We start from the raw sequence: 12,521 nt of genomic DNA, 5'->3' as shown, positions 1-12,521 counted from the left end.
GTAAGACTAAGAATTGGCGCGGGCATTCAGGCTTTCGATCAGTTCCGGCGTGATGGTTCCCGTCACGTCGAGAGACTCAGCATTTTGATAGTCGCGAATGGCGGCCGCTGTATCCGGGCCAAGGGCTCCGTCGGCAGAGCCAATGTTGAACCCAAGTACCGTCAGGGCCTGCTGTGTCGCGCGCACTTGAGCCGCGTTGCCGATGTTCCAGGACTGCGCGCCGAACCGGCCATTGGCTGCTGCGTTGGCGCGGGAGGCACTCCAGTCCTCAGACTGTACACGGGCATGGTTCACCGCTTCTGGTGAAACACGCTTGGAAATTTCCATGACTTTTGCCGGTGCGCCAGCGTCGCCATTCTTTGCGGCGACCATGAACCAATAAAGGGCTTCAGTCAGGTTTGGGCTGATGCCGAGGCCTTGCTCGTACAGTACGCCAAGATTGTACTGGCTATCGACGATGCCAAACTCCGCGCCTTTGCGAAACCATCCAACGGCACCGGCATAGGTTTGCTCTCCACCCTCGCCCTCAGCCATGAATACGGCGAGGTCATGCATGGCCTTTACGTTACCACCTCTTGCGGCCTGCTCGGTCCATTCCCGGGCCAGTGTCAGATCCTTCGGCACACCCGTGCCTTTTTCGTGCAACTTTGACAGCGTGTACTGAGCAATTGGCAGGCCTTTCTCTGCGGCTTGCCGCATCAGGGCAGCCCCGCCCTTCAAATCACCATCGGCAAGCTGTTGCTGCGCTAGTTGGAATTGCGCAATGCCGTTCCCGGATGCCGCGGCATTTGCCAGTGTGTCGACTTTGGGGATCGGCGCAAAGTTTGTGGCTGGCTCAACACGCACGGTCGCGATCATCGGCGTTGGTTCAACCAGTTCAGCGATCGAGTCGGATGGCTCTTGAGATGATGTGACCTCATCGGTCATGTCTGCGGCCGCAGTCTCTGTGTCAGTTGGCAGCGCGACATCATCCTCGAACAGAATGGCTTCGTCGGATGACTCGGTGGCTTCGGCGGGTGGCAATTCTGTCTCGGTTGGACTCGCAGCCGCCATATCAACGGGAGCGGCCAGTTCGGTCACCGAAGTCGGGGCCTGCTTACCGCGCAGATAAAGGTACCCGCCCACAGTGGCGCCCGTTATGATAACGGCCGAGGCTGCAGCATAGAGTGGGAGCTTTCCGGTTCCGAAGCGCAAGCCTTTGTCAGCCTGATCACTTGGAGGTGCAAGTGATGGAGAAGTATCCCTGCGACCTGATGAGGCTGCAATCGCAGCGCGGCGGGCCATATCGATATAGTTCGCAGCCGGCGGCGCGGCCTCAGGCTCGTCTTCCAGCGTATCCGTAAATTCGGGATCGGTAAGTGTTTCTCCGGCCGGATCGATCTCCATGTCGAATTCGTCGTCTTCGAAGATATCCGATTCACGCGGCTCGGTAGACGTGTCCCCGTAGTCCTCAAGCTCGGCAAGTGCATCAAATTCTGCGGAGGCAGGCGTCTCGTCAGAATCGGCGAATGCTTCGTAGAAATCGTCTTCTGCGTTGTCCAGATCGGCATCAACTTCGAACTCGTCCTCGACGAGATCGTAGTCTTCGTCATAAGCGTTTGACTTGGCGGTCGGCTCGGCTTCTGCCTCGGCTTCTTCGACTTCCTCTGTCTCGGTCCAGTCTGTGAGGAATGCGTCGCCGGTATCGTCATCTGCAATGTCTCCGGGCAGGCCGGGTTCGAACACTGCATCATATTCATCGGAGAGAAGATCAGACGACGCGTCTTCCCCTTCCTGGAATTCTTCGAGCAGGCGATCAGTCTCGTTGAGCGCGTTCATCGTTGCCAGATCAGTTGGCTCGCCTGTGCCAGACTTGGAAGGCGTAGCCGTGTCTTCGAGCATTTCCAATCGCGTCGCGAGTGACGCCATCGCCTTCTGGATTGGCGAGAGAGATGCGCTGGTTTGGGTTTGAGCCTCTTCGAGTTTGTCGGTGACACTCGATATCGCCTCAGAGAGTTTCAGGTCTGCGCGCTTGCGGTTCTCATCAATCTCTGTAGCCAAGGTCTGCAGAGCCTTGTCCTGACGCGCTTGCAAGCGATCAGCGACGGTCGCAACTTGGTCCCCAATCTGGGAAATTGCCTCTGCGCTACGTTGCTCACTTGCATTGACCCGTTTGTCGAGGTTCGCGCCAAATTCTTCCATTCGTGTACCGACCAGGTCACCAATCCGTCCGATCTCGGACGAGACCTTGTCCATGTCCTGAGTTTGACGACCTTCGCCTGCGATAAGTTTTTCGCGGACTTCTTCCAGACCGGTGTGAAGTTCTACTACGGCCTCCTCACTGGGGCCCGAAGCCGCGCGAGATATTTCTTCGGCCAGTTCTGCGCGGGCAGTGTCAACGGTACTGCGGACAGTCGTCATGATCTCGTCGAAGCGCGATTCAAACTCTGCCCGAAGCCGGTCCGCCAAATCAGGTTCGACTGTTTTCGACAGGGTCTCGATCTTGGCGTCAAGATTGTTGAATGTGGACTCAAGGCTGAGCAGGGCCGCATCCGTGGTGGTTTCTGCTCGGTTCAACCGGTCCTGTGTTTGAGCCAGTGTGTCTTCCACGGTAGCCAGGGACTTTGTAATTTTCGTCTCGACACTTTCCAGACGCTCATCATTCTTGTCGACCTCAGACAGGCGGAGGTTCACATGCGTTTCCAGGTTGGATAGGCGATCGGCGAGCTCGCGGGCTGTGCCTTCGGCGCGCAATTCGGCCTGGTCCACGGCGCGCTCGACGCGAGAGGCCGCGTCGGACAGGGTCTGTTCGACCTTCACTTCCATGTTCTCAACGCGGTCGGTCAGTTCGGTGAAGCCTGTCTCGACCCGGCCCTGAATGGCTTGGGCCTCATTCTGAGCCAGCTCGCTTTCTTCGAAGACATGGCTGGCAAGTTTGCCAAGCGCCTGTTCGAGTGATTTCAGCGCTTCAAGGTTTTCGCGGGTCGTGTCGTCGGCTTCGAGCTTCTGCACTTTTGCCTGCAAAGCGGAATGTGTGTCCTTCAGCTCTTCGATCAGGCTGTCCACATGGCCAGCTACGGCAGAAGAGTTTTGCTCGGCCTCTTCCAGGCGAGCCACCAGGCCGAGGATCGTGTGATCCATGCCCGTTATGGCAAGTGTGGAGCGTGCTTCTGTTGCCTCGATGCGGCGCGTCAACGTGTCGAGCGTGTCGTTCGCCGCATTTGCCGTTGGTCGGCGATTCTGGAAAGGGTACGCAACTTCGTTTGGTCGGGGGGCATCGACCGACATAAGTAACCGGTTCAGATATTCCCCCAAGGTGATGCCTTCAGCATGCGCTGCCTCGCGAGCGGCGTCGCGCGCGCGCTGGTCAATTCCTTTGACGCTCCAGGGCCCCGTCTGGCTCATCCCCACTCTCCTAAGCACTCATTTCGCCCGCGATTGTTAATACTTCGGGCAAAATCATTTAGATTCAGCATCGGTGATGACAGGACCCGGATTAAGGGCAGGTTAAAGGTAAAGAAAACCTCCAAATTCGGTAACTCTACCAAAGGAATCCGCAGGGAAACGAAACGGGCTAAAAAAGTTTACGTTGACGTTCGCGTAAGCCTTGATCTAGATTTGCGGAATGATGAACAACAAGCTCTCCAAGATTTCCGCTGCGGACTCCCGCACCTACACAATTTCCGAGCTTGCTCGCGAGTTCGGTGTGACGCCGCGGGCGCTGCGTTTCTATGAGGACAAGGACATGCTGCATCCCGCTCGTGACGGGATGACGCGCGTCTATTCCAACCGGGATCGTGCGCGGCTGACAATTATCGTCAGGCTGAAACGTCTCGGCCTGCCGCTCGCGGATATCCGCGAAATTCTCGACCTTTACGTGCTTGATGATGGCCAGCGTGCCCAGATGCGGATGTCGCTCGACAAGTTCCGCAAGCAGGTGAAAGAACTTGAAATCCAGAGGGGCGATATCGACACCGCCCTGACAGAGCTGCGCAAGGGCATCTCTTGGCTGGAAACGCAAATTGCGAATACCGGCCCGTCTGATGAGAACAAGCGACAGCTTGCGGCATATGACGAAATTGCCCGCAGGCAGCTCGACGAAGTCTGATCTGCATCGACCAAATTGTGCCCCACCCAGCAGATGCTACGGTGGGGCAAATTAATTTGTACAAGCGCGCCGCAGATATCTGCGATTTTCGTGCTTTATTGACAGGAAATACAAAATGCCACGTTACGACGCGCCGATCCGCGACATGCAATTCATCCTGCAGGACCTGTTGCAGATCCAGAACTATTCAAACCTGCCGGGTTTCGAAGAGGCCACGCCGGACCTGGTGAATGCCATCCTCGAGGAGGGAGGCAAATTCGCCAAGGAAGTCCTGTTTCCGCTCAACGCTGTGGGCGACGAGCAAGGGTGTGTGCGCGGCGATGACGCCAGTGTAAAAACCCCGGATGGCTTTCCAGAAGCTTATAAACAACTCGTTGAAAACGGTTGGCCTTTGTTGTCGGCCGATCCGTCCATGGGCGGTCAGGGGCTTCCGCACGTTGTAAACATTGCTTGGACTGAAATGGTATCATCGTCGAACATGGCGTTCGGGATGTATCCGGGGCTGACGCACGGTGCCTATCAGGCGCTGATGGCGGGTGGCTCCGATGAACTCAAGGCCAAGTACGGGCCGAAGATGGCGTCGGCCGAATGGGCCGGAACGATGAACCTCACCGAGCCGCATTGCGGCACCGATCTGGGCCTGATGAAAACAAAAGCCGTGCCGCAGGGCGATGGCTCCTACAAGATCACCGGACAGAAAATCTGGATCTCCGGTGGCGAGCAGGACCTTACCGAGAACATCATCCACCTTGTGCTGGCCCGCATTGAAGGCGCGCCGGAAGGCATCAAGGGTGTGTCCCTGTTCGTTGTGCCGAAATACATGGTGGGCGAAGATGGCTCGCTGGGCGAGCGCAATGCCTGTTCCTGCGGTGGCCTCGAAGAAAAAATGGGCATTCACGGGAATGCGACCTGCGTCATGAATTATGACGGCGCGACAGGTTTTCTTGTTGGCGAAGAGCATAAAGGCATGCGCACCATGTTCGTCATGATGAATGAGGCGCGCCTCGGCGTGGGCCTGCAGGGTCTGTCCCAAGCCGTCGTCGCCTATCAGAATGCAGTCGATTTTGCGAAGGACCGTCTTCAGGGGCGTTCCCTGACCGGGCCAAAGGCACCTGAAAAGCCTGCCGATCCGATCATCGTTCATCCGGACGTGCGCCGCATGTTGATGGACCAGAAGGCATTCCTCGAAGGCGCGCGCGCGCTTACTTACTGGACGGCCTTCCAGGGTGACCTTCAGCACAAATCTCCAGATGAAAAAGTGCGGGAAAAGGCGGGCGACTATATGGCCCTTCTGACGCCGGTCATCAAAGCATACCTGACCCATATGGGCTTTGAAAAAGCCAATCAGGCGCTGCAACTTCACGGCGGCTCTGGCTTTACGCGTGAATGGGGTCTGGAGCAGATCGTCCGCGATTGCCGTATCACTCTTATTTACGAAGGCACCAATGGCGTGCAGGCGCTCGACCTCGTTGGCCGCAAGCTGGCGTCCAATGGTGGCCGGGCTGTCTTCAGCTTCTTTGGTGAAGTTGACGAATTCATCAATTCAGCCGATGGCGATGCCGATATGGCCCCGTTTATCGAGGGCCTGACGACACTGAAGGCCCAGTTGCAAGAGGCCACAACCTGGCTGATGCAAAATGGCATGACCGATTTCAACAATGCGGGCGCTTCCAGCCACGATTACCTGCACCTGTTTGGCCTCACAGGCTTGGCATTCATGTGGGCGAAAATGGCCAAGATTGCGCTGGAGAAGAAGGCGGCGGGCGATCCCTTTTATGAAGAGAAGCTCACAACCGGCTATTATTTTGTGGACCGGATGGTGCCGGATGGTGCTGCACACCTAGCCAAGGTGAAGACCGGCGCGAAGTCGATGATGGCCTTGCCAGCGGAGGCGTTTTAGCGCGCCAGTCCGATTTTGATGGCGCGTGGCCCAAATAAGTGGGTTTCACGCGCTATCACACAAAAAAATTATGCGATTCCGCTCGTTCTGACGTTGGGAGAGGGCTGGGAATTCCTCGGAGCGACGCTTACATGTTTACGTGAACGTAAGCGGCAAGCAAAAGCCGCCCATAGCGGAGGAAGACGAATGCAGGCCAGCCCACTAGATGTCCCGAAGGCCAATTGGCGCCAGGACGAAGAGCTCGAGATTTTCTCTGACGCTGTTGGCCAGTTCTTCGAAAAGGAATGCGTGCCGCATGTGCCCCAGTGGCGCAAGGACGGTATTGTTCCGATGGAAATCTGGAAAAAGGCTGGCGAAATGGGCCTGCTCGGCGCATCCGTGCCCGAAGAATATGGCGGCGCGGGTGGTGATTTCCGTCATGAAGCCATCATCATCGAACAACAGCAGTGGAAGGGTGTCGACGGATTCGGCATAACCCTGCACAATGCGATTATTGCACCCTATATCGTCGCCTATGGCACCGAAGAGCAAAAGCGGCGTTGGCTGCCCGGCATTTGTTCGGGCGAACTCGTAACCGCCATTGCGATGACGGAGCCCGGTGCAGGCTCTGACCTGCAGGGCATGAAAACGACCGCCAAGCGCGATGGCGACGAATATGTCATCAATGGCTCAAAGACCTTCATCTCGAATGGCCAGACCGCAAACCTGATCCTCGTTTGCGTGAAGACGGACCCGACCCAGGGCGCCAAGGGCATTTCGATTGCCGTTGTCGAGACAGACAAGGTGGAAGGCTTCCGCCGCGGCCGGAACCTTGAAAAGGTTGGCCAGCATGCTGCGGATACATCGGAGCTGTTCTTCGATGAAGTGCGTGTGCCAGCTTCCAACCTTCTTGGCGAAGTCGAGGGCAAGGGCTTCATCCAGCTGATGCAGAAACTGCCGCAGGAGCGCCACATAATCGGCCTTCAGGGCGTCGGCATGATTGAACGTGCAATTCACGAGACCGTCGAATATGTGAAGGGCCGCAAGGCGTTCGGCGGTACGATTTTCGATTTCCAAAATACGCAGTTCAAACTGGCGGAATGCAAGACCGAAGCGACCGTCGCCAAAGTGTTTGCCGATCATTGTACGGAGCGCCTGCTCAAGGAAGAGCTCGATGCCTCGACCGCATCGATGTCGAAGTACTGGATCTCTGACCTTCAGTGCAAGATCATTGATGAGTGCCTGCAGTTGCATGGCGGGTTCGGCTATATGGACGAATATCCCATCGCTCAGATGTATGCAGACGCACGCGTTCAGCGTATCTATGGCGGCGCCAACGAAGTCATGAAAATGCTGATTGCGAGGACGTTATAGTATGCAGACTGGCCGAATTGGTCTGACCCTTACTTTGCTCTTGGTGCCTGCTAACTTGATTTTAGCTTTCATCAAAGTGCAACGAGGAGAAACAATTATGGGCTGGGGATTCAACCTGGCGATTGCATTTGCCGTAACCATGTTTTTGGGACTTCTTATGTACGTTAAGTGGCGATCAGAGCGCGAATGGCGCGAGCTCGCTTCGAAGGGCATAAGAGGGTTCGTGAATGATCGGAAGGTGATAAAAGAAGTGCGCCGACAATTGAGGGAGTTGTTTTGGCCGTGATTGACCACACGTTCGAGGTTCGAAGTCCTGATCATGCCTGATAGCCATCTCATCCGCGACGTTTTTCCGACGCCGAGCCCGTCCTCGACATCGCTTGGCTTTGAACTCCTGGCGCTCGACATGAAAGCGCTGACAACCCGGGTGCGCTTTGAGGGCCGCCCGGAGTTCTGCAATCCGGCAGGCGTTATCCAGGGCGGCTATCTTGTCGCCATGATGGATGATACAATCGGAATGCTCGCCGGAATGAAGGCGGGCAAGACGAAGCTGCCTTCGACGGTTGATTTGCACACCCATTTTCTACGCCCTGTCCGGAAGGGCGTCATCGAAGTTACAGCGCGGCTGAGAAATGTCGGCCGTGCCATGTTGTTCGCGGAAGCCGAACTGTTTGATTCTCGCGGCAAGGAAGCTGCCCGTTCCACCGCGAGCCTGACCCTCAATCCGGTACTGAAACCGGCAACCTGATCTTACGTTTAGAAGGAGCCTCTCCAATGACTGAAGCCTATATCTACGACGCGGTGCGTACGCCCCGCGGTAAAGGCAAGAAAAGCGGATCACTGCACGAGATCACCGCGCTCAGCCTTGCGACCCAAGTTTTGCAAGCCATCCGTGACCGGAACGAACTCGATACATCAAATGTCGATGACGTGGTTCTTGGCTGCGTCAGCCCGGTGGGCGAGCAGGGCGCAGACATCGCGCGCGTCGCCGTTCTGAATGCTGATTATGCTGAAACGACCGCGGGCGTTCAGGTTGACCGCTTCTGCGCCTCCGGCCTCGAGGCCTGTAACATGGCCGCGTCCAAAGTCATGACCGGCGAGGCAGATATGGCCATCGGCGGCGGTGTTGAAAGCATGAGCCGCGTGCCAATGGGCGCGTCCGGTGGCGCGTGGTCTTCCGACCCGCAAGTCGCCCTCAAGACCTATTTTGCCCCACAGGGCATTGGCGCTGACACGATCGCCACCAAGTATGGCTTCTCCCGCGATGACGTCGATGCGTTTGCGGTCGAGAGCCAGAAGCGCGCCGCAACGGCTTGGAAAGAAGGCCGCTTTGCCAAATCCATCGTTCCGGTGAAAGACCAGATGGGCGGCATCCAGCTGGCCCATGATGAACACATGCGCCCTGACGCTGACATGCAGTCGCTCGCGGCACTGAACCCCTCCTTCGCTGGCATGGGCGCTATGGGCTTCGATGAAGTCATCAAGCAGCGCTATCCTGAATTGGAAGCGATCAATCATGTGCACCATGCCGGTAACTCGTCCGGTATCGTGGATGGTGCTTCAGCGGTCCTGTTCGGCTCGAAGGAAATGGGTGAGAAGTTCGGCCTCAAACCGCGCGCACGCATCCGCGCCATGGCGTCCATCGGTTCCGAGCCGGGCATCATGCTGACCGGCCCGACCTATGTGTCCCAGAAGGTCCTTAAGAAGGCCGGCATGGAAGCCAGCGACATCGACCTGTACGAACTGAATGAAGCCTTTGCATCGGTCGTCCTGCTGATGATGCAGAACCTCAACATCCCGCATGAAAAAATGAACGTGAATGGCGGCGCCATCGCTATGGGCCACCCGCTCGGCGCGACCGGCGGCATGATCCTTGGCACGATGGTCGACGAATTGGAGCGCTCCGGCAAGGAAACCGCTCTTGTCACCCTCTGCGTCGGCGCCGGCATGGGCACCGCCACGATCATCGAACGCGTTTAATCAAGATACAGACGAACGGAATACACGATATGGAACTCGAAACATTCGGTTGGGACGTCGATGGTGACGGCATTGCGCACGCAGTCTTTGATGTGCCAGGCCGCAGCATGAACACGCTGACGGCAAAAGCTGTCGCTGATATCATCGCAATCTCCAAGGAAGTCGCATCCAATGACGCCATCAAGGGCCTGGTGATCTCGTCCGGTAAGCCGAGCGGCTTTTGCGCCGGGGCAGACCTTGGTGAAATGAACCAGAACGCAGGCGCCGGCAAGTCGCCTGCGGACATGTCCGAAGCAGAGCTGAAAAAGGCGCAATTCGATCGCGGCTTTTCGCTCAACAAAACTCTGCGTGAACTGGAAACCTGCGGCAAGCCGGTGGCCGTTGCGCTGAATGGCCTCGCCCTCGGCGGCGGTCTCGAAGTGGCGCTGGCCTGTCATTATCGCGTTGCGGCGAATGACAATCCGAAGCTGCAATTCGGCCTGCCGGAAGCCAAGATCGGCCTCCTGCCGGGCGCTGGCGGCACCCAGCGCCTGCCACGCCTGATCGGCGTTCAGGCCGCTCTGCCACTGATCCTGCAAGGTGAAAGCTTCAATGCCGAGAAGGCGCTCGCCATGGGTGTCGTTCAAGAACTCGCTCCATCGTCCGAAACGGTCGACAAGGCAAAAGCCTGGGTCAAGGCCAATCCGAAGGCGCAGGCACCTTGGGACGAAAAGGGCTTCAAGGTTCCGGGCGGCGTCGTACATCGCAGCCCCGGTGCGGGCCAGGTCGCGACCATGTCCAACGCCATGCTGATGGCCAAGACCTACGGCAACTATCCGGCGCAGAAGAACATCCTGTCCTGCATCTATGAAGGTATTCAGGTGCCGATCGATGCGGGTCTCCGGATCGAGACGCGCTACTTCATCAACACGCAGCAGCGCCCGGAAGCGAAAGCCATGATCCGGTCCCTGTTCCTGTCGATGCAGGAACTGTCCAAGGGCGGCAACCGCCCGGCCGGTCATCCGAAGACCGAATTCAAGAAGATCGCTGTCGTCGGTGCGGGCCTGATGGGCGCGGGCATTGCCTATGTGCAGGCCAAGGCTGGTATCCCGACTGTTCTCGTCGATGTCTCGAAAGAGAATGCCGAGAAGGGTAAGGACTATTCCCGCCGTCTCGTCGAAAAGGCCGTCTCGCGTGGCAAGTCCACACAGGAGAAGGGCGACGCACTGCTCGACCTGATCACGACGACCGACAATTATGATGATGTCAAAGGCGCTGACCTGGTCATCGAGGCCGTGTTCGAGAATGTCGAACTGAAAGCCAAGATCACCAAGATGGCTGAAGCTGTTCTCGACAAGGATGCCGTCTTCGGATCAAACACATCCACATTGCCAATTACAGGCTTGGCTGAAGCATCGGAGCGCCCTGAGAACTTTATCGGCATCCACTTCTTCTCGCCGGTTGAGCGCATGGGGCTTGTCGAAATCATCAGCGGTGAAAAGACCAGCGAAGCGACCCTCGCCAAGGCGGTCGATTATGTGCTCGCCATCCGCAAGACGCCGATTGCCGTCAATGATAGTCGCGGCTTCTATACCTCCCGTTGCTTCGGCACGTATACGCGCGAGGGCATGGAAATGCTGGCAGAAGGCATCAAGCCAGCGATCATCGAGAATGTCGGCCGACAGTCCGGAATGCCGATGGGCCCGCTGGAAGTTTCCGATTCGGTTGGCCTCGACACAGCCCTGAAAGTGACGCGGGCAACCGCTGAGGCAGCTGGTATCGATCTGCAGGCGGATGACCGGACGCAGTTCCTCGCTTGGCTCGTCGAGGACCAGGAGCGTGTGGGCCGCAAGGCTGGCAAGGGCTTCTACGACTACAACGAAAAGGGCAAGCCGGAACGCCTCTGGCCAGACCTGAACACGCAGCTGGAAGTGAAGGTGGACGAATGCCCACCAGACCTGAAGAAAGAGCTGACCAACCGTTTCCTGATCCGTCAGGCTGTGGAGGTTGCCCGTTGCTTTGAAGAGGGTGTTATCACCGATGCGCGCGATGCCGACATTGGCTCCATCCTCGCTTGGGGCTTTGCGCCGTATACGGGCGGGTGCTGTTCCTATATCGACCTGATGTGGGGCATCAAGGAATTCGTCGCCGAGGCCGACAAGCTCGCGGACAAGTATGGTGACCGGTTCCGTCCGGGCGACCTGCTCCGCGACATGGCGGCCAAGGGCGAAGGCTTCTACGACCGCTTCCCGCCAGCCGGGAAAGCTGAGAAAGCCGCGGCTTAAATCAGTCAAGTGCTCGGCATATGAATGGCTGAGGGAAATTATTGAGGGCCACGCTCGTTGGGTGGCCCTCAATGTTATTTATAACAATTGGTGTCGGTCTGATTTTGAATCTGGGCGGCAGCCATTGGATTATTTACCGCCAGCTCAATAAGATAGAATTCGGCGTCCTTCACAGATTGTGTCTTCAAAACCGCGTAAAGGTTTTCTACGCTTTCGTCACCAAAAGCCTCTCGTATGCCGCGCATCTTGCAGGCGCATTCAGGTGCATCCTGAGAGCCAAATGTGTGAACCCTGCAAATTTGAGATTCGGTGGAATTCTTTGCGATATCTTCATTGTTTGAGCAAGCGCTTGTGAAAATACAAGTAGCAAGCGTGATGGCACGAAAGAAATCGGTTTGTACTCCCATAAAATATTCTCCAAGAGATTGACGCAATCACCAACTATAAGCAGTGATCAATTTGTAATGGGAATCGAGAGGAAGAAATGAAAAAACTTTATCCATTGGTCGCATTGGCGACTTTTGCCGCGGTAACTGGATGCGCGACCAAACGGTATCCAATTGCGACGAATCTATCGGCTGTGGAGCAGAGGGCGCTGAATTGTAGAGAACTGGCAATTGAGCTCGCGAAAACAGACGAAGTTGAAGCGAAAATTATTGATACTGCGACAACCGATTGGAGATCCGTGGCAGGATTTTTGGGGGACTATGGCATTGGGAATGCGATGGCAAAGTCGGAAGCAGCCAAAGCGCTGAGTGAACGTAGAATGAGCATCAAGGCGACTCAAGTTGAGCGTGGTTGTTCCGATGCAGCTATCGTCGCCTCGGGCTCAGAAATGGAAGCCTCACAGGCAACTGCTGAGCAATTAGTCCGCGACGCAAACGCAGATTAAATTCAGTGGTCTGATCTTTAAATATAACATGGTGTATCGAAAAGG

At 56.7% G+C, this 12,521-nt stretch carries 10 protein-coding genes; 8 read left to right on the top strand and 2 right to left on the bottom strand.

Annotation, left to right across the window (positions count from 1 at the left end; genetic code table 11):
• Positions 1-6 precede the first annotated feature (6 nt).
• Positions 7-3,384 (bottom strand): peptidoglycan-binding protein, encoded by a 3,378-nt coding sequence (locus L53_RS08350; RefSeq protein ID WP_034814047.1) that lies wholly within the window; start codon positions 3,382-3,384, stop codon positions 7-9.
• A gap of 220 nt (positions 3,385-3,604) precedes the next feature.
• On the opposite strand from L53_RS08350, the gene L53_RS08345 reads away from it, so the two are divergent.
• The 7 genes from L53_RS08345 (at position 3,605) to L53_RS08315 (ending at position 11,584) form a co-directional block, all read left to right on the top strand.
• Entirely contained in the window at positions 3,605-4,087 is a 483-nt protein-coding gene (locus L53_RS08345; protein WP_233347663.1) for a MerR family DNA-binding transcriptional regulator, read from the top strand.
• A 115-nt stretch (positions 4,088-4,202) separates the two neighbouring features.
• On the top strand, positions 4,203-5,987 hold the full coding sequence (locus L53_RS08340; RefSeq protein ID WP_034814045.1) for an acyl-CoA dehydrogenase C-terminal domain-containing protein: 1,785 nt from the start codon (positions 4,203-4,205) through the stop codon (positions 5,985-5,987).
• A 186-nt stretch (positions 5,988-6,173) separates the two neighbouring features.
• The gene (locus tag L53_RS08335; RefSeq protein WP_034814043.1) at positions 6,174-7,340 is read left to right on the top strand and encodes an acyl-CoA dehydrogenase family protein; all 1,167 of its coding nucleotides are present in this window, start codon (positions 6,174-6,176) and stop codon (positions 7,338-7,340) included.
• A 1-nt stretch (position 7,341) separates the two neighbouring features.
• On the top strand, positions 7,342-7,626 hold the full coding sequence (locus tag L53_RS08330) for a hypothetical protein (protein ID WP_034814033.1): 285 nt from the start codon (positions 7,342-7,344) through the stop codon (positions 7,624-7,626).
• A 33-nt stretch (positions 7,627-7,659) separates the two neighbouring features.
• Positions 7,660-8,088 carry a PaaI family thioesterase gene (locus L53_RS08325; protein WP_034814381.1) on the top strand — a complete coding sequence of 143 codons (429 nt, stop codon included), beginning with the start codon at positions 7,660-7,662 and terminating at the stop codon, positions 8,086-8,088.
• Positions 8,089-8,114: 26 nt separating this feature from the next.
• Positions 8,115-9,320: an acetyl-CoA C-acetyltransferase gene (locus tag L53_RS08320; RefSeq protein ID WP_034814031.1), complete on the top strand. Its 1,206-nt coding sequence runs from the start codon at positions 8,115-8,117 to the stop codon at positions 9,318-9,320.
• A 29-nt stretch (positions 9,321-9,349) separates the two neighbouring features.
• Positions 9,350-11,584, top strand: coding sequence for a 3-hydroxyacyl-CoA dehydrogenase NAD-binding domain-containing protein (locus L53_RS08315; protein ID WP_034814029.1), 2,235 nt, complete (start codon positions 9,350-9,352; stop codon positions 11,582-11,584).
• A 74-nt stretch (positions 11,585-11,658) separates the two neighbouring features.
• Here L53_RS08315 and L53_RS08310 read toward each other — a convergent pair whose 3' ends face one another.
• A complete protein-coding gene (locus L53_RS08310; protein ID WP_034814028.1) occupies positions 11,659-11,991 on the bottom strand; it encodes a hypothetical protein in 333 nt (110 codons plus the stop codon).
• A gap of 77 nt (positions 11,992-12,068) precedes the next feature.
• On the opposite strand from L53_RS08310, the gene L53_RS08305 reads away from it, so the two are divergent.
• On the top strand, positions 12,069-12,476 hold the full coding sequence (locus tag L53_RS08305; RefSeq protein WP_051607722.1) for a hypothetical protein: 408 nt from the start codon (positions 12,069-12,071) through the stop codon (positions 12,474-12,476).
• Positions 12,477-12,521 lie beyond the last annotated feature (45 nt).

It is taken from the genome of Hyphomonas sp. L-53-1-40, from assembly GCF_000682775.1.
In the GTDB taxonomy this organism is placed as follows: Bacteria; Pseudomonadota; Alphaproteobacteria; order Caulobacterales; family Hyphomonadaceae; genus Hyphomonas.
The sequence above is the reverse complement of the archived record's forward strand: the minus strand, read 5'-3'. Positions and strand labels throughout refer to the sequence as shown.